Source organism: Mycobacterium sp. (assembly GCF_046091765.1).
GTDB lineage: Bacteria > Actinomycetota > Actinomycetes > Mycobacteriales > Mycobacteriaceae > Mycobacterium.
This window is the reverse complement of the sequence record NZ_JBJTCF010000013.1, coordinates 36705-54264: the sequence shown is the minus strand read 5'-3', so window position 1 is coordinate 54264 and position 17560 is coordinate 36705. Positions and strand designations below refer to the sequence as shown.

Sequence of the window (17560 nt, the reverse complement as noted above, 5' to 3'; positions counted from 1 at the left end):
CGCGAGGGGCCGATCTGACTTGATTGCGCACGTCACGGCGTGTCGCGCGTGTCGCGCTCTGCCTGGTTATCCAGGCCCGATCACCCAGGCCCGATCACCCCAGGTAGGCCAGCACGTCGCGGAACCGTTCGGCGGCCGACCTCAGGGCGGCCGCCTGCGGTCCGGCCCGCAGGATGTCGCGCGCCACCGCTGCCAGCAGCTGACCTGGCCGCGCGCCGCCGAGGCCCCCGAGCGTCTCGGCGCGGCCGCCCTGCGCGCCCACTCCGGGCACCAGGACCGGACCGCCGAGTGCGGAGAGGTCGGGCACCTGCTGCAGGGTTGCACCGACCACGACACCGACCGAGCCCGGCGCGGGCAACGCCGCCCGGTTGAGCTTCGCGGCCTCGTCGACGATCGACTGCGCGACCGTGCGGCCGTCGGCGCGGGCGTTCTGCACCGAGGCGCCTTCCGGATTCGACGTGGCCGCCAGCACGAACACCCCGCGCCCGCGTGCCGCGGCCAACTCCAGCAGTGGCGTCAGCGAGCCGAAGCCGAGGTAGGGCGATGCCGTCACGGCGTCGGCGGCCAGCGGCCCCGCACCCACCCAGGCCTGCGCGTAGGCGGCCATCGTCGACCCGATGTCGCCGCGTTTCGCATCGGCGATCACCAGCACACCCGCCGCTCGCAGCGCCGCCGTGGTGCGCTCCAGCACGGCGAAACCCGTTGAGCCGTAGGCCTCGAAGAACGCGACCTGGGGCTTGGCAACCGCAAAACCGGCGAAGGCCTCGACGCAGATGTCGCAGAACCGGGCCAGGCCGTCCGCGCTGGACGGCAGTCCCCAGGACCGCAGCAGTTCGGGGTGCGGATCGATGCCCACGCACAGCGGACCGCGTGCGGCGATCGCGGCCACCAGCCGGGCCCCGAACACCGGGTCCCCTGCACCCGCCGCGGACCCCCCCACCTCAGGCGCCGCCGAGCGACGCGTGCAGTTCCTGCAGGGAGCGCACGTCGATATCGCCGCGGATGGCGGCTTCGATGCCCTGCACCGCCGCGGATGCGCCCTGCACGGTGGTCACGCAGGGGATGTTCATCGCCACCGCCGCCGACCGGATCTCATAGCCGTCACGGCGCGGGCCCGAGTTGCCGTAGGGCGTGTTGACCACCATGTCCACCTCCCCGGCGTTGATGGCGTCGACGGCCGACATCACCGGCCGGCCATTACCGGGTTGCTGGAAGTGCTTGCGCACCACTTCGCAGGGAATCCCGTTGCGGCGCAACATTTCCGCAGTGCCCTCAGTGGCCAGAACCCGGAACCCGAGGTCTGCCAACCGTTTGACGGGGAACACCAGCGACCTCTTGTCCCGGTTGGCGACCGAGACGAACACCGTTCCGGAGGTGGGCAGCGATCCGTAGGCCGCCGTCTGGCTCTTGGCGAACGCGCTGCCGAAATCGTGGTCGATGCCCATCACTTCGCCGGTCGATTTCATCTCCGGCCCGAGCAGCGAGTCCACTCCGGAGCCGTCCTCCCGGCGGAACCGGCGGAACGGCAGCACCGCCTCCTTGACCGCAATCGGGGCGTTGGGGTCCGGGGTGGATCCGTCGCCGATTGCGGCCAGCAATCCCTCCTGCCGCAACTGGGCGATGCTGGCCCCCAGCATCACCCGCGCGCACGCCTTGGCCAGCGGGATGGCGGTCGCCTTGGACACGAACGGCACCGTGCGGCTGGCCCGCGGGTTGGCCTCCAGGACGTAGAGCACGTCGTCCTTGAGCGCGAACTGGACGTTGAGCAGCCCGACGACTCCCACACCGTGTGCGATGGCCTCGGTCGCGCGCCGGACCGCCTCGATATCGCTTCGCCCCAGCGTGACCGGCGGCAACGCACACGCCGAGTCGCCGGAGTGGATCCCGGCCTCCTCGATGTGCTCCATCACCCCGCCGATGTACACCTCGGTCCCGTCGCACAGCGCGTCGACGTCGATCTCGATCGCGTCCTCCAGAAAGCGATCGACCAGTACCGGATGTTCGGGCGAGAGCTGGGTGGCCCGGGTGATGTAGCCGTGCAGCGTCTGCTCGTCGTAGACGATCTCCATGCCGCGTCCGCCGAGCACGTAGGACGGGCGCACCAGCACCGGGTAGCCGATGGTGGCGGCGATCTGGCGGGCTTCCTCGAAGGTGGTCGCGGTGCCGAATCTCGGCGCGGGCAGGCCGGCATTGGTGAGCACCTGGCCGAACCGGCCGCGGTCCTCGGCGAGGTCGATCGCCTCCGGCCGGGTGCCGACGATCGGGACCCCGGCGTCGGCAAGCCGCTGGGCCAGTCCGAGCGGCGTCTGCCCGCCGAGTTGCACGATCACCCCCGCCACCCCCGGACCGCCCTCGCCGGAGTGCGCCTCGGCCTGGTAGACCTCCAGGACGTCCTCGAAGGTCAGCGGCTCGAAGTACAGCCGGTCGGCGGTGTCGTAGTCGGTGGAGACCGTCTCGGGGTTGCAGTTGACCATCACCGTCTCGAAGCCGGCCTGGCTCAGGGTGGTGGCGGCGTGCACACAGCTGTAGTCGAACTCGATGCCCTGCCCGATGCGGTTGGGGCCCGAGCCGAGGATGAGCACCTTGGGCCGCGAGGTCTGCGGAGCCACCTCCGTCTCGGCGGCAGGGTCGAGCTCGTAGCTCGAGTAGTGATAGGGGGTCTTGGCCTCGAACTCGGCGGCACAGGTGTCGACGGTTTTGTAGACCGGGCGGATACCCAGCCGGGACCGCAGCGAGCGCACGCCCGCCTCGCCGGCCAGTTCGGGACGAAGCGCCGCGATCTGGCGGTCCGACAGCCCGCTGTGCTTGGCCCGGCGCAGCAGATCGGCGTCCAGCACGGGAGCGGCGATCAACTCCGCACGCAGCCGCACCAGACCGTTGATCTGCTCGACGAACCACGGGTCCACCTTGGAGGCGTCGGCGACCTGCTCCACGCCGGCCCCGAGCCGCAGTGCCAACTCGATGTCGTAGAGCCTGCCCTCGGTCGGGGTGCGCAGCCGGGTCAGCACGTCATCGACCCAGCCGTCGTCGTCGGGCGCGGTCCAGAATCCGGCCCGGGTGGTCTCCAGCGACCGCATGACCTTGCCCAGCGCCTCAATGAAGTTGCGGCCCAGCGACATCGCCTCGCCCACCGACTTCATCGTCGTGGTCAGCGTGGGGTCCGCACCGGGGAACTTCTCGAAGGCGAACCGCGGCGCCTTGACCACCACGTAGTCCAGCGTCGGCTCGAAGCAGGCGGGGGTCTCCTTGGTGATGTCGTTGACGATCTCGTCGAGGGTGTAGCCGATGGCCAGTTTCGCGGCGATCTTCGCGATCGGGAAACCGGTGGCCTTGGAGGCCAGCGCGCTGGAGCGGGACACCCGGGGATTCATCTCGATGACGACCAGTCGGCCGTCCAGCGGATTGACCGCGAACTGGATGTTGCACCCGCCGGTGTCGACGCCCACTTCGCGCAGAATCGCGATCGCGAGGTCGCGCATCTTCTGGTACTCGCGGTCGGTCAGCGTCATCGCGGGCGCCACCGTGACCGAGTCGCCGGTGTGCACACCGAGCGGATCGACGTTCTCGATCGAGCAGACCACCACGACGTTGTCGTTGCCGTCCCGCATCAACTCGAGTTCGTATTCCTTCCACCCGAAGATCGACTCTTCGATCAGCACGTTGGCACTCGGCGAGGCGGCCAGACCGTCACCGGCCATCCGCTCGACGTCCTGCACCGTCTGGGCCATACCCGATCCCAGCCCGCCCATCGTGAAGGACGGCCGCACCACGACCGGCAGACCGAGCTCGGCGACGGTCTCCCGAACCTCCTCGAGGGTGAAACACACCCGGCTGCGGGCCGACTCGCCACCCACCTTGGCGACGATGTCCTTGAAGCGCTGCCGGTCCTCGCCGCGCTGAATCGCCTCGAAGTCGGCACCGATGAGTTCGACCCCGTAGCGGTCCAGCGCCCCGTTCTCGGACAGGGCGACCGCGGTGTTCAGCGCCGTCTGCCCGCCCAGGGTCGCCAGCAGGGCGTCAATCCGGTTGCCGCGGGCGGCCTGCTGGGCGATCACCCGTTCGACGAACGCGGGCGTGATCGGCTCGACGTAGGTGAAGTCGGCGAACTCCGGGTCGGTCATGATCGTCGCCGGATTGGAGTTGACCAGGCTGACGGTGAGGCCTTCGGAGCGCAGCACCCGGCAGGCCTGTGTGCCGGAGTAGTCGAACTCACACGCCTGACCGATCACGATCGGCCCGGATCCGATCACCAGGACGTGGCGCAGGTCCGTTCGGCGCGGCATCAGCGGTCCCCTTCTGCGCGGGTCACGAGCGCGCCTCCATCAACTCGGCGAACTGATCGAACAGGTAGTTGGCGTCGTGCGGACCGGCCGCGGCTTCCGGGTGGTACTGCACCGAGAAAGCCCGGCCGTCGACCAGCCTGACCCCCTCCACCACCCCGTCGTTGGCGCAGGTGTGGCTGACCGCGGCGGGCCCGAAGTCGGTGTCGAAAACCTCGCCCCGTTCTCCTTCCAGGGCGAACCCGTGGTTCTGCGCGGTCACCGCCACCCGCCCGGTCGCGTGGTCGATGACCGGCACGTTGATGCCGCGGTGACCGAACACCATCTTGTAGGTCGGGCGGCCCAGCGCCCGGCCGAGTATCTGGTTGCCGAAGCAGATTCCGAACAGCGGGATCCCGGCACCGAGCACCTCGCGGGTGACGGCGACGACGCCGTCCGCGGTGGCCGGGTCCCCGGGACCGTTGGAGAGGAAGACTCCATCGGGCTTGATGTCGGCGATCTGAGCGAACGTCGCCGTCGCGGGCAGCACGTGGGTGCGGATGCCGCGCTGGGCGAAATTGCGCGGGGTGTTGGTCTTGATCCCGAGATCCAACGCGACCACGGTGAAACGCTGCGGCCCTTCGGGTTCCACGACGTACCCCTCGGTGGTGCTGACCTCGCCACAGAGGTCAGCACCCAGCATCGCCGGCTGATGGCGCACGCGGTCGAGCAACTCGGCCTCCGCCGCCAGCGCCGGACCGGAGAACACCCCGGCGCGCATGGAGCCCTGGGAGCGCAGGTGGCGGACGACCGCACGGGTGTCGACGCCGGCGACACCCACCACGTTCTGGCTCGCCAACTCGTCTTCGAGCGTCCCGGTTGCCCGCCAGTTCGACGCCCGCGGCGACGGGTCACGCACGACGTAGCCGGCGACCCAGATCATCTCGCCCCGGCTCTCGGCGTCCTCGTGGTTCCAGCCGGTGTTGCCGATCTGGGGCGCGGTGGCGACCACGATCTGGCGGTGGTAACTGGGATCGGTCAGGGTCTCCTGATACCCCGACATGCCGGTCGAGAAGACCGCCTCGCCGAGAGTCTGCCCGATCGCGCCGAACGCGCTGCCGCGATAGACGCGGCCGTCCTCGAGTACCAGGACCGCCGGCTGCCGGTTCACTGGGAACCTCCTGTCTGCTGGATCCACTGGCTGTAGTCACGCGGGGGGTCGCCGCGAAATCCGGTGTCGATCTCGGTGCCCGAGGGCAGCCGCCACCGGATCACCAGGATGCCTCCCGGCCCGCCCGAGCCCGCGCCGGGCACGACCTTGCCGGCCAGGCCGCGCTCGGAACGCACCGCGGTGACCGACGCCTGCGGAATCCAGATCGGGCTCGCGCCCTGCCGGTCGACGAGGATGCCCTCAGGGTAGCGAGTGAGCACGGCCTTGGCGCGGTCGCCCAGATCGCCCACCGCGACGCGCTCCAGCCAGTTCGGGGCCAGGGTACTGCCGACGTACAGACCGCGGTCGGGCCCGACGACCGCCGGGCTGAGCCGGTCGGGCAGCGGCGGCAGAGTCCCGATCAGATCAGCCTGCCGCCGCGCCCGGCCCTCCCAGCCGCGCAGCATCCGGCGGATGGTCAACCCGATCAGCAGGACGATGACGATTCCGAAGACGTAGGTCGAGATGGCCGTCTCGGTGTTCACCTGCTGCCCGCCTGCACGATCGCACCGGCGCGGGCGGTGATGCGGCCGCGCAGCAGGGTCGCGGTCACGGTGGCCGGCAACGTCATCGACTCGAAAGGGGTGTTGGCCGAGCGGCTGGCCAGAGCGGCACCCTCGACCGTCCAGGTGGCCTCCGGGTCGATGACGACAAGGTTGGCGGGTTCCCCGACCTCCAGCGGACGGCCGTGGTCGTCGAGTCCGGCGATGCGGGCCGGGTTCTCGCTCATCACCCGGGCCAGGCCCCGCCAGTCCAGCAGACCCGGGACGACCATGGTGTCCACCACCACCGACAGCGCGGTCTGCAACCCGAGCATGCCCGGGCGCGCGGTGGCGAACTCACACGACTTCTCCTGCAGGGCGTGGGGAGCGTGATCGGTTGCCACACAATCGATCACGCCGTCGGCCAGCGCACGCCGCAGCGCGTGCACATCGCTGGCCTCCCGCAGCGGCGGGTTGACCCGGTTGACGCCGTCGTAGGTCTGCAGTCGGCTGTCGTCGAGCATGAGGTGGTGCGGGGTGACTTCCGCGGTGATCGCGATCCCCTGCCGGCGTGCCCAGTCCAGGATCGCAACGGTGCCCGCGGTCGATGCGTGACAGATGTGCACCCGCGCGCCGGTGTCGCGGGCGAGCAGCGCGTCGCGAGCGACGATCGATTCCTCAGCGGCCCGCGGCCAGCCGGCCAGTCCCAGCCGCGCGGCCGTCGGCCCCTCGTGAGCGACCGCCGACGCGGTGAGCCTCGGCTCCTCGGCGTGCTGGGCGACCAGCACCCCCAGTCCGCCGGCGTACTCCAGCGCGCGGCGCATCACCAGCGGGTCGTGCACGCACATCCCGTCGTCGGAGAACATCCGCACCTGGGCGACTCCGGCCGCCATCAGCCCCATCTCGGCGAGTTGTCGGCCGGCCAGTCCCACCGTCACCGCGCCGACGGGGTGCACGTCGACCAGTCCGACCTGCTGGCCGCGCCGCCACACGTAATCCGTCACCACCGGGGTGTCGGCGACCGGATCGGTGTTGGCCATGGCGAACACCGCGGTGAAACCGCCCAGTGCCGCGGCGGCCGACCCGGTTTCGATGTCCTCGGCGTATTCGCGGCCCGGCTCCCGCAGGTGGGTGTGCAGGTCGACGAGCCCGGGCAGCAGCACCTGGCCGGCCGCGTCGATCACCTCGGCGTCACCGGGTACCGGCAGAGCAGGGCCGATGGCCGCGATCTGCCCGTCAGCCACCAGCACGTCGACCCGCTCACCCTCCCCGTAGAGACGGACACCCCTGAGCGCCACGCTCACACGCCCACCTCCTCGCCGGTGCCGACCAGAAGATGGAAGAGCACCGCCATGCGCACGTGCACGCCGTTGGAAACCTGCTGCAGCACCGCCGACTGCGGCGAATCAGCGACGGCGAAGGCGATCTCCATGCCGCGCACCATCGGGCCGGGATGCAGCACCGCGGCGTGCCCGGGCAGCATCGCCTGGCGCCGGTCGGACAGTCCGTAGAGCGCCGAGTACTCCCGGGCCGACGGGAAGAAGCCGCCGTTCATCCGCTCCTCCTGCACCCGCAGCATCAGCACCGCGTCAGCGGCAGGGAGTTCCGCATCAAGGTCGTGCGAGATCGCCGCGCCGCCCCAGTCGGCGACCCCGAGCGGCAGCAGCGTCGGCGGTGCGACCAGAACGACCTCGGCGCCGAGGGTTTTCAGCAGTGCGACGTTGGAGCGCGCCACCCGGCTGTGCAGCACATCGCCGACGATCACCACCCGCCGGCCCTCGATCCCGCCCAGCCGCTGGCGCAGCGTGAGCGCGTCGAGCAGCGCCTGGGTGGGGTGCTCGTGGGTGCCGTCACCGGCGTTGATCACGCTGGGCCCGCCCGGGTCCTCTTCGGTGGCGGTCCACTCGGCCAACCGCTGGGCCGCGCCCGAGGCCGGATGCCGGATGATCAGCGCATCGGCGCCGGCGGCCCGCAGGGTCAGCGCGGTGTCGCGCAGCGACTCCCCCTTGGCCACCGAGGAACCCGAGGCGCTGACGTTGATGACGTCCGCGCTCATCCACTTGCCGGCGACCTCGAAGGACACCCGGGTGCGGGTGGAGTTCTCGTAGAACATCGTGATGACGGTCCGGCCGCGCAGCGTGGGCAGTTTCTTGACATCGCGGCCCAGCAGGGCCTGGCGGAACCGGTCGGCATCGTCCAGAATCGCCGTCGCCGCGTCCCGGGTCAGATCGGCGGCCGAGAGCAGGTGCCTGGCGTTCATCGTTGCGTCCCGCTGATGGTGACCGCGTCGCGGCCGTCGTGCTCGACCAGCAGCACATTCACCGTCTCGGCCAGCGACGTCGGCACGTTCTTGCCGACGTAGTCGGCGCGGATCGGAAGTTGGCGGTGGCCGCGGTCGATCAGCACGGCCAGCTGGACGGCCCTGGGCCGGCCGATATCGCGCAGGGCGTCCAGCGCCGAGCGCACCGAGCGGCCGTGGAAGAGCACGTCGTCGACGAGGATCACCAGCGCGCCGTCGACGCCGTCGGCCGGGATCGAAGTGTCCTCCAGCGGCCGGGGCGGTTTGAAGTTCAGGTCGTCGCGGTACAGCGTGATGTCCAACGCCCCGTGGGCGACGCGCACACCGGAGAACTCCTCGATGCGGGCGGCCAGCCGAGCGGCCAGATCCACGCCTCGGGTCGGAATCCCCAGCAGGACCACCCGCGGACCGTCGCCGTCGAGGGCGGTCTTCTCGATGATCTGGTGAGCGATGCGGGAAACGGTCCGGCCGACGTCCGCTGCGGACATCAATTCCCGGCCGGTGGACCCGCCAGAGGTGGCCACGCTTGTCCCGGACCTCCTTCTCCGCCTCTCCGGACGGATCGTTAAAGGATGTCGAACGCCGCCAGCCTAGCACCCGCCGGTCGCGCCGCGCTGGGTAGACTCGCGCGGTGAGTCTCGCCGACAACCAGGTCCCCATCCGCGAGGCGGTCGACTCCGGCCTGCTCGCCGGCGCAGTCACCCTGGTCTGGCAGCGCGGAAAAGTGTTGCAGGTCAACGAGATCGGCTACCGGGACGTCGAAAGTGCGCTGCCGATGCAGCGCGACACCATATTCCGGGTCGCCTCGATGACCAAGCCGGTCACCGTTGCCGCCGCGCTCGCGCTGGCCGAACAGGGCAGGCTCGCCCTCGACGATCCGATCAGCCGGTGGCTGCCGGAAATGGCCGACATGCGCGTGCTGACCCAGCCGGCCGGGCAACTCGACGACACCGTGCCCGCCGACCGGCCGATCACCGTCGAGGATCTGATGACCCACCGCAGCGGGTTGGCCTACATGTTCTCGGTGTCCGGTCCGATCAGCGCGGCCTACGCCGGTGTCTCCCAGCGTCAGGATCAGGACCGCTGGCTGGCCGAGATCGCCGCGCTGCCCCTGATGCATCATCCCGGCGAGCGGGTGACCTACAGCCACGCCACCGAGGTGCTGGGCATCGCCCTGTCCCGCATCGAGGGCAAACCGCTGCACACCGTGCTGGAGGAGCGGGTGCTCGGCCCGCTGGGTATGGCCGACACCGGGTTCTTCGTCTCCCCCGACAAGCGGCCGCGCGGGGCCATCATGTACCGGCTCGACGAGTCCGGTCTGCATCGCGACGCGCTGGGACCCGTTCCGGTGCGCGAACCGCGGTTCTGCCAGGGCGGATCGGGACTGGTCTCCACCGCCGACGACTATCTGCGGTTCATCCGGATGCTGCTGTCCGGGGGCACCGTCGACGGCGTGCGGGTGCTCTCCGAACAGTCGGTGCAGGCGATGCGCGCCGACCGTCTCTCCGACGAACAGAAGCTCCAGCCCTTCCTGGGCGCGCCGTTCTGGGTGGGCCGGAGCTTCGGCCTCAATCTGTCGGTGGTGACCGACCCGGCGACATCGGGGCGGCTGTTCGGACCCGGCGGGCCGGGCACCTTCAGCTGGCCGGGCGCCTACGGGACCTGGTGGCAGGCCGACCCGGCCAACGACCTGATCCTGATCTACCTGATCCAGAACTTTCCCGACCTGACCACGATGGCCACGGCCGTCGGCGGTACCACGCCGTTCGCCCGGCTGCAGGCCGTCCAGCCGCGCTTCGCGCGGCGTACCTACCAGGCACTGGGCTGCTAGCTAGTTCGCTTCGGTCTGACCGCGCAGGATGTCGGCGGCCGCCTTGATCTGGGGCGTCACCGTCATCACCTGACCGAGCACGCCGTTGACGAACCCCGGCGACTCGTCGGTGGACAGTTCCTTGGCCAGTTCGACGGCCTCGTCGACCGCCACCGGCGCGGGCACGTCGTGGGAGTAGAGCAGTTCCCACACCGCCACCCGCAGAATCGCGCGGTCGACGGCGGGCAGCCGCTCCAGCGTCCAGCCCTGGAGGTGCGACGAGATCAGCTCATCGACGTGGTCGGCGTGCGCACTGACGCCCCGCGCGATGGTCACGGTGTAGGCGTTGAGCGGCGTCACCTCGGCGTCCGACCCGGCCAGCGCCGCCCTCGACTCCGCCACCTCGGCCGCCGACAGGCCCCGCGCCTCGGCCTCGAAAAGCAGGCCGACCGCGCGCTTGCGCGCCTGATGCCTGCCCTTCTCGGGCTTGCGGCCGGCCACGGTCAGGCCTCAGGCATTGACTCGGCCCAGATAGCTGCCGTCGCGCGAATCCACTTTCAGTTTGTCGCCGGTGTTGATGAACAGCGGCACCTGGATCTCCGCACCGGTCTCCAGGGTGGCCGGCTTGGTGCCGGCGTTGGATCGGTCGCCCTGCAGTCCGGGTTCGGTGTGGGTGACCGCCAATTCGACGGTGACCGGCAGTTCCAGATACAGCGGGCTGCCCTCGTTGAAGGCGATCTGCACCGGCATGCCCTCGAGGAGGAAGTTGGCCGCATCGCCGACCAGCGACGCGGGCAGCGGGTGCTGCTCGTAGTCCTGGCTGTCCATGAACACGAAATCGCTGCCGTCGCGGTAGAGATAGGTCGCGTCGCGGCGGTCCACCGTGGCGGTCTCCACTTTGACCCCGGCGTTGTAGGTCTTGTCGACCACCTTCCCGGACAGCACGTTCTTGAGCTTGGTGCGCACGAAGGCCGGTCCCTTGCCGGGCTTGACGTGCTGGAACTCGATGATCGTCCACAGCTGGCCGTCGATGTTGAGCACGAGGCCGTTCTTGAAGTCGGCAGTGGTTGCCACGGTGGATCGGTCTCCTTAACATCTGCGGGCGCTGCGGGAACTGTGCGGAGCTTACCCGCCGCGTTTACCCGGCCTCGGCCCCGAGCGGCTGATACCGTCAGCCGCGTCGGTTGGTTTCCCGGGAAGTTTCCGGGATCGAGCGGCGCAGGTGCGCCGTGAGAGGGAACCCGGTGGGAATCCGGGACTGACCCGCAGCGGTATGCAGGAACGAAAACCGCCACCCGCACTGGCCGCGAGGCCGGGAAGCGGCGGTGAGTAGGTGCACCGAACAGGTGCGGGCCTGCGAGTCCGAAGACCTGCCAGCCGTGCCGGGCGCGCCGCGCCCGGCGGCGCATCGCCTCGTGGATTGGGCGCGCGGCCGAACCGGTTGCGCGCTCGCGGGCGAGAGCCAGAGGCTTCCATCCGAAGGGAACGTCCGTGCACATCGAACCGGGGATCGTCGAAGGGTCCAAGATCGCGCTGAGTTATGCCACCGCCGGGGGTGCCGGACTCTATGCGGTGCACGCGGCCCGCCAGGCGGTCGAGCAGCGCAACCTGCCCGCGCTGCTGGCCCGCAGTCTGGCCGCCACCGCCTTGGTGCTCATCGCGTTCCAGGTTCTCCCGCACCCGCCGGTGGGCGTCTCCGAAGTCCACCTGATCTTCGGTTCGACGCTGTTCCTGCTGTTCGGCACGGCGCCGGCCGCCCTGGGCCTGGCCGCGGGCCTGCTGATCCAGGGCATGCTGTTCGCGCCGTTCGACCTTCCCCAGTACGGCATGAACGTCACCACCCTGCTGGTGCCGCTGTTCGCGCTGCAGCTGGTGGCCGGTCGCGTGATCGCACCCAGCACTCCCTACGTGCAGCTGCGCTACCGGCAGGCACTGGCGTTGTCGACCACCTATCAGGCGGGCATCGTCACCTGGGTGGGCTTCTGGGCCTTCTACGGTCAGGGCCTGACCGGCCAGACCCTCGCCTCGGTGGCGACATTCGGGGCGGCGTATCTGGCGGTGATCGTCCTCGAGCCGCTGGCCGACCTGGCGGTCCTGGCCGCCGCCAAGGGCCTGCGCCACGCCGAGGGCCCGCTGCTGCAGCGGCGCCTGCTCAATCCGGCCTGACGGCCGGTCACACCACCGTGAGGCTTTTGGGGTAGCGGGTCAGCACCTCCGGGCCGCGCTCGCCGACGGCCACCGTGTCCTCGATCCGCACCCCGCCCCGGCCGGGCAGGTACACGCCGGGCTCGACGGTCACCGCCATGCCGGCCCGCAGGGTGCCCTCGGCGGCGGAGTTGATGCCCGGCGCCTCGTGGATCTGCAGTCCGACACCGTGGCCCAGGCCGTGCCCGAAGTTGTCGGCGAACCCGGCGGCGCCGATCACCCCGCGGGCGGCGGCGTCGATCTCGCACAGCGGCGCGCCGACCTCAAGGGCCTCCAGGCCCGCCTGCTGCGCACTGGCGACCAGACCGTAGAGGTCGCGCTGCCAGTCCGCGGGGCCGCCGAGGACGAACGTGCGGGTCATATCCGAGTGATAGCCGCCGACCAGCGCCCCGAAATCGATCTTCACCAGGTCGCCGTCGGCCAGCGCGGCATCGGTCGGACGGTGGTGCGGCACGGCCGAGTTCGCCCCGGTGGCGACGATGGTCTCGAAGGCGGGTCCGTCGGCGCCGTGGTCGAGCAGCAGGGCTTCCAGCTGCCGGGCGACGGCGCGTTCGGTGCGGCCGGCCCGCAGACCGCCGCCGTCCACCAGCTCCGTCAGCGCCGCGTCGGCAGCCTGACAGGCCAGCCGCAGCAGCGCGACTTCGCCGGCGTCCTTGACCTCGCGCAGCGTCTCCACCAGTCCCGGCGCCCGGACCAGCTCCGCGGGAGGGATGCCGGTGGGAACACCCTCGAGGGTCTCCGCAAGAGTCCGGTGGCCGTCGACGGTGACCACGTGACTCTCGAAACCGATACGGCGGGCACCCGCCGCGGCGGCCAGTTCGACGAGGTGGCGCCCGCACGCGCGCACCACCGCCAGCTCGAGATCGGGGGCCTGGCGCCCGGCCTGGGTGCGATACCGCGCGTCGGTGGCCAGAACCGCCGGGGTGTCGGCCGCGAACACCAGAAGCCCGGCGTTGGAGCCGGTGAAGCCGGACAGATAGCGCACGTTGACCAGGTCGCTGACCAGCAGGGCGTCCAGTTCCTGCGACGCCATCCGGGCGGCGAGCCGGACCCGCCGCTGGGAATGTGTCACGCCGACCGACGGTACTCGCTACGCTAGGCCCCCATGACAACGTGGTTGCTGCGCGGACTGGTGTTCGCCGCCGGGATGGTCGTCGTCCGCCTCGCGCAGGGAACCCTGATCAACCAGGCCGCGGCCAGTTCGCTGCTGATCAGCGTCATCCTGCTGGCGCTCTACTGGGTGGGCGCCTTCGTGTGGGGCCTGCTCGACGGACGGGCCGACGCCAACGACAGCCCCGATCCCGACCGCCGCCGCGACCTGGCGATGCGCTGGTTGCTCGCCGGGATGGTGGCCGGCGCGGTGAGCGGCCTGGTCACCTGGCTCATCTCGCTGTTCAACAACGACATCTACGTCTCGGGCCTGATCGCCGAACTCACCGCGGTCGCGGCGTTCACCGCCCTGGCGGTCTTCATCCCGGCGATCATCGCGGTCTCCCTCGGCCGCTTCCTGGTCGACCGGGCCAACCCCTACCAGGGCCGGCGGCGGGTCACCGACGGCGACGGCACCGACGTGTTCGACGCGGTCAGCGAGGACTACGAGGCGCCCAGCGACCGGGTCGCCGTCGCCGAGCGTCGCGAGGAGACGTGGCGCCAGGAGGCCCGGGACGCGGTCGAAGAGGTCCACGAAGCGGCCCGGCAGCGCCAGTACGGCCACGGCCGCGACGAGTAGCACCGGACCGCCAGGGGCGGCCAGGGGCGGCCAGGGGCGGCCCAGCCAACCGCCCGTCAGCTGATCGCAGCCAGGTACCGCAGCGCCAGCAGGTATCCCTGCACGCCGAGTCCGACGATGACGCCGGTGGCGACCGCGCTGAGGTAGGAGTTCTGCCGGAACTCCTCCCGCGCATACACATTGGAGATGTGCACCTCGATCAACGGGGCGCGCAACTCGGCGCAGGCGTCGCGCAACGCGATCGAGGTGTGCGTCAGCGCGCCGGCATTGAGGATCACCGGGTCCCCCGCGTCGGCCGCGGCATGCAACCACGCCAGCAGTTGCGCCTCGCTCTCGCTCTGACGCACCACGGCCGCCAGTCCCAGCTCGCCCGCCTCGGCCTCGATCATCGCCACCAGGTCGTCATAGCTGGTGTTGCCGTAGACCTCCGGCTCACGCCGGCCCAGCCGTCCCAGATTCGGGCCGTTGAGCACCAGCACGGTCGGCGGATTCGGGTCGTTCGGGGTCACTGCACCACCTCCTGGTCGCTCCGGTCACCCTGGGAACCCTCGCCGGCCACCTCCGCGTAAGCGGCGGCCAGCAGGGCCGGATCCGGACCCTCCAGCCGGCCGGGTTTGGCCAGACCGTCGAGCACCACGAAACGCAACACCCCCGAGCGGGTCTTCTTGTCACCGGCCATGGACTCCAGCAACTCGGGCAGCGCGTCGGCGTCGTAGCAGACCGGCAGCCCCAGGGCCGTCAACACGGCTCGGTGGCGCTGTGCGGTCTGGTCGTCGAGCCGGCCGGCCAGCCGGGCCAGTTCGGCGGCGAAGACCAGGCCGACCGACACCGCCGCTCCGTGCCGCCACCGGTAGCGCTCGCGGCGCTCGATCGCGTGCGCCAGGGTGTGGCCGTAGTTGAGCACCTCGCGCAGGGCCGACTCGCGCTCGTCGGCGGCGACGACGGCCGCCTTGACCGCGATCGCCCGGTGGATCAGTTCGGGCAGGACCGGACCCGCCGGGTCGGTCGCCGCGACCGGGTCGGCCTCGATCATCTCCAGGATCCGCGGGTCGGCGATGAATCCCGCCTTGACCACCTCGGCCATCCCCGCCACCAGTTCGTTGCGCGGCAACGTCTGCAAGGCGGCGAGGTCGACCAGCACCGCGCGGGGTTGGTGGAACGCGCCGACGAGATTCTTCCCGGCGGCGGTGTTGATCCCCGTCTTGCCACCGATCGCGGCGTCGACCATGCCGAGCAGAGTGGTCGGCACATGGACGATGTCGACCCCGCGCAGCCAGGTCGCCGCGGCAAAACCGGCGACGTCGGTGGCGGCCCCACCGCCCAGACTGACCAGGGCGTCGGTGCGGCCGATACCGATGCGCCCGAGCACCTCCCAGATGAACCCGACGACGGGAAGGTCCTTTCCCGCCTCGGCGTCGGGTAGCTCGATGCGGTGCGCGTCGACTCCCCTGCCGGCCAGATCCTCCCGGATCGACTCGGCGGTCTGGGCCAGCGCGGGCTGATGCAGGACCGCGACCCGGTGCCGGGACTGCAGAAGCGTGCCCACTTCGCCGAGCACACCGCTGCCGATGATGACCGGGTAGGGCGGGTCGACGGCGACCTCGACGGTGACCGGAGGGGTGCCGGAAGCGGTCGGCTCGGTCCGGTTCACTTGCGGATCCCCGCACGGCGGGCGGCCAGCGTCGCGGGGGTGACCGGTGCCGGGTCGGTCCGTTCCGACGGGGCCGGCTGGACGGCCTCGGACGGTTCGCGAGCGGCCTGCGGTGTGCGGTTCGCCGAATCCTGCCAGGGCGACGGGCGGCGTCGTGGCGGGCTCGGATTCTCCAGGCGCCCAGCGATATACCGCACCACCGCACCCGGATTTCGCCGGTTGGTGTTGACCCGGAAGGTGGCCACCCGCCGGTAGAGCGGGACACGCTCGTCGACCAGCTGCTGATACTTCTCAGCGCGGTCGGGCCCGGCGAGCAGCGGACGCACGGTGCTGCCGCCGGTGCGCCGCACGCCCTCGTCCGCACTGATCTCCAGATAGACCACGGTGTGGCGATCCAGTGCGGCGCGCACTCCGGCGGTGGTGACCGCGCCACCGCCCAGCGACAGCACACCGTCGTGGGTCTCGAGGGCCTCCCGGATCACCTGTTCTTCGATATCCCGGAAGGCCGCTTCGCCGTCGGTCGCGAAGATCTCGGCGATGCTGCGCCCGGTGCGTTGCTCGATCACCGCATCGGTGTCGATCAGCGTCAACCCGAGCGCTTTGGCAAGCCGCCGACCGATGGTGGATTTCCCCGAGCCCGGCAGGCCGATGAGTACGGCTTTCGGCGCCATCTCCGCTACCCCGAGAGAGCCGGGGACGATCCGTCGAAGGCTTCCCGTCCGGCGACCTCGCGCAGATAGCCCGCGACATTGCGCCGGGTCTCGGCCAGCGAGTCGCCGCCGAACTTCTCCAGCGCCGCGCGGGCGAGCACCAGCGCCACCATGGTTTCGGCCACCACCCCGGCAGCGGGCACCGCGCAGACATCCGAACGCTGGTGGATCGCCACGGCTTCCTGTCCGGTCGCCAGGTCGACGGTGGCCAGGGCGCGGGGCACCGTGGAGATCGGCTTCATCGCCGCGCGTACCCGCAGCGGCTGACCGTTGGTCATACCGCCCTCCAGGCCCCCGGCGCGGTTGGTCGAACGCACCACGCCGGCCGGGCCGGGGAACATCTCGTCGTGCGCGCGGCTGCCGCGGCGGCGCGCCGTCTCGAAGCCGTCGCCGATCTCGACCCCCTTGATCGCGTGGATCCCCATGACCGCGGCGGCGAGCTGGCTGTCGAGGCGGTTGTCCCCGCTGGTGAACGAGCCCAGTCCGACCGGCAGCCCGGTGGCGACGACCTCCACCACCCCGCCGAGGGTGTCGCCGTCCTTCTTGGCGGCTTCGATCTCGGCGATCATCGCCTGCTCCGCCGCGGGGTCCAGGGCGCGGACCGGGCTTTCGTCGATGCGGGTGAGATCACCGGCTTCCGGCGGGGGCCCGGCGTAGGGCTCCGACCCGCCGATCGAGATGACGTGGGAGAGCACCTCGACGCCCAGCGCCTGGCGCAGGAACACCCGTGCGATTGTCCCGGCGGCGACCCGGGCCGCGGTCTCGCGGGCGCTGGCCCGCTCCAGAACCGGCCGGGCGTCCTCGAATCCGTACTTCAGCATGCCGGCGTAGTCGGCGTGGCCGGGGCGCGGCCGGGTCAGCGGGGCGTTGCGCGCCCCGCCCTCCTCGTCCAGCGCGGCGGTCTCGACCGGATCGGCCGACATCACCGTCTCCCACTTCGGCCACTCGGTGTTCCCGATCTCGACGGCGATCGGCCCGCCCAGCGTGCTGCCGTGCCGGACTCCCGCCAGCACGGTCACCGCGTCCTGTTCGAACTTCATCCGCGCGCCGCGCCCGTAGCCGAGCCGGCGCCGGGCCAGTTGCGCGGCGATGTCGGCGGAGGTGATCTGCACACCGGCGACCATGCCCTCGACGACCGCGATCAGGGCGCGGCCGTGGGACTCTCCGGCGGTGGTCCAGCGCAACACGCCACTCATCTTCCCACG

Annotated in this window: 16 protein-coding genes, 1 pseudogene and 1 riboswitch; of the genes and pseudogenes, 3 read left to right on the top strand and 14 right to left on the bottom strand. The window is 70.9% G+C overall.

All coding sequences use genetic code 11. From position 1 onward, the window contains the following. Window positions 1–94: 94 nt before the first annotated feature. Genes pyrF through pyrR form a run of 7 tightly spaced genes read right to left on the bottom strand, consistent with a single transcriptional unit; the run spans window position 95 to window position 8774 of the window. Complete coding sequence (gene pyrF, locus ACKOB8_RS01500; protein ID WP_526374909.1) at window positions 95–907, bottom strand: orotidine-5'-phosphate decarboxylase; 813 nt, start codon at window positions 905–907, stop codon at window positions 95–97. A gap of 34 nt (window positions 908–941) precedes the next feature. Next, window positions 942–4283 (bottom strand): carbamoyl-phosphate synthase large subunit, encoded by a 3342-nt coding sequence (gene carB, locus ACKOB8_RS01495; protein WP_526374907.1) that lies wholly within the window; start codon window positions 4281–4283, stop codon window positions 942–944. Between the two features lie 22 nt (window positions 4284–4305). Continuing rightward, the gene (gene carA, locus ACKOB8_RS01490; RefSeq protein ID WP_526374905.1) at window positions 4306–5430 is read right to left on the bottom strand and encodes a glutamine-hydrolyzing carbamoyl-phosphate synthase small subunit; all 1125 of its coding nucleotides are present in this window, start codon (window positions 5428–5430) and stop codon (window positions 4306–4308) included. Further along, complete coding sequence (locus ACKOB8_RS01485) at window positions 5427–5954, bottom strand: PH-like domain-containing protein (RefSeq protein ID WP_526374903.1); 528 nt, start codon at window positions 5952–5954, stop codon at window positions 5427–5429. Before ACKOB8_RS01485 ends, carA begins: the two co-directional genes overlap by 4 nt. Then, window positions 5951–7255, bottom strand: a complete 1305-nt coding sequence (locus tag ACKOB8_RS01480) for a dihydroorotase (protein WP_526374901.1) — start codon at window positions 7253–7255, stop codon at window positions 5951–5953. Before ACKOB8_RS01480 ends, ACKOB8_RS01485 begins: the two co-directional genes overlap by 4 nt. Then, window positions 7252–8211, bottom strand: coding sequence for an aspartate carbamoyltransferase catalytic subunit (locus ACKOB8_RS01475; protein WP_526374899.1), 960 nt, complete (start codon window positions 8209–8211; stop codon window positions 7252–7254). The genes ACKOB8_RS01480 and ACKOB8_RS01475 overlap by 4 nt, the downstream gene beginning before the upstream one ends. After that, complete coding sequence (gene pyrR / locus ACKOB8_RS01470) at window positions 8208–8774, bottom strand: bifunctional pyr operon transcriptional regulator/uracil phosphoribosyltransferase PyrR (protein WP_526374897.1); 567 nt, start codon at window positions 8772–8774, stop codon at window positions 8208–8210. Before pyrR ends, ACKOB8_RS01475 begins: the two co-directional genes overlap by 4 nt. 107 nt (window positions 8775–8881) lie before the next feature. Between pyrR and ACKOB8_RS01465 the strand changes: the two genes are divergently transcribed. Further along, window positions 8882–10081, top strand: coding sequence for a serine hydrolase domain-containing protein (locus tag ACKOB8_RS01465; protein ID WP_526374895.1), 1200 nt, complete (start codon window positions 8882–8884; stop codon window positions 10079–10081). On the opposite strand, the gene nusB is transcribed toward ACKOB8_RS01465, so the two are convergent. Continuing rightward, window positions 10082–10561 (bottom strand): transcription antitermination factor NusB, encoded by a 480-nt coding sequence (nusB, locus tag ACKOB8_RS01460; RefSeq protein WP_526374893.1) that lies wholly within the window; start codon window positions 10559–10561, stop codon window positions 10082–10084. 9 nt (window positions 10562–10570) lie between these two features. Continuing rightward, on the bottom strand, window positions 10571–11134 hold the full coding sequence (efp, locus tag ACKOB8_RS01455) for an elongation factor P (protein ID WP_526374891.1): 564 nt from the start codon (window positions 11132–11134) through the stop codon (window positions 10571–10573). 94 nt (window positions 11135–11228) lie between these two features. Next, window positions 11229–11452, top strand: a riboswitch (cobalamin riboswitch). Between the two features lie 99 nt (window positions 11453–11551). Here efp and ACKOB8_RS01450 point away from each other — a divergent pair. Continuing rightward, window positions 11552–12226, top strand: a complete 675-nt coding sequence (locus tag ACKOB8_RS01450) for an energy-coupling factor ABC transporter permease (RefSeq protein WP_526374889.1) — start codon at window positions 11552–11554, stop codon at window positions 12224–12226. Between the two features lie 7 nt (window positions 12227–12233). Here ACKOB8_RS01450 and ACKOB8_RS01445 read toward each other — a convergent pair whose 3' ends face one another. Beyond that, a complete protein-coding gene (locus ACKOB8_RS01445) occupies window positions 12234–13337 on the bottom strand; it encodes a M24 family metallopeptidase (RefSeq protein ID WP_526374887.1) in 1104 nt (367 codons plus the stop codon). A gap of 33 nt (window positions 13338–13370) precedes the next feature. Between ACKOB8_RS01445 and ACKOB8_RS01440 the strand changes: the two genes are divergently transcribed. After that, entirely contained in the window at window positions 13371–13994 is a 624-nt protein-coding gene (locus tag ACKOB8_RS01440) for a B-4DMT family transporter (RefSeq protein WP_526374885.1), read from the top strand. 56 nt (window positions 13995–14050) lie between these two features. On the opposite strand, the gene aroQ is transcribed toward ACKOB8_RS01440, so the two are convergent. The 4 genes and pseudogenes from aroQ to aroC all read right to left on the bottom strand — a co-directional run bounded on the left by aroQ (window position 14051) and on the right by aroC (window position 17542). Next, a complete protein-coding gene (gene aroQ / locus ACKOB8_RS01435; RefSeq protein ID WP_526374929.1) occupies window positions 14051–14473 on the bottom strand; it encodes a type II 3-dehydroquinate dehydratase in 423 nt (140 codons plus the stop codon). A gap of 26 nt (window positions 14474–14499) precedes the next feature. Continuing rightward, window positions 14500–15645 (bottom strand): 3-dehydroquinate synthase, encoded by a 1146-nt coding sequence (gene aroB, locus ACKOB8_RS01430; protein WP_526374883.1) that lies wholly within the window; start codon window positions 15643–15645, stop codon window positions 14500–14502. Window positions 15646–15803: 158 nt separating this feature from the next. After that, window positions 15804–16316, bottom strand: a pseudogene (locus ACKOB8_RS01425) (shikimate kinase); the annotation flags it as partial. A 5-nt stretch (window positions 16317–16321) separates the two neighbouring features. Then, window positions 16322–17542, bottom strand: a complete 1221-nt coding sequence (aroC, locus tag ACKOB8_RS01420; RefSeq protein ID WP_526374881.1) for a chorismate synthase — start codon at window positions 17540–17542, stop codon at window positions 16322–16324. Window positions 17543–17560 lie beyond the last annotated feature (18 nt).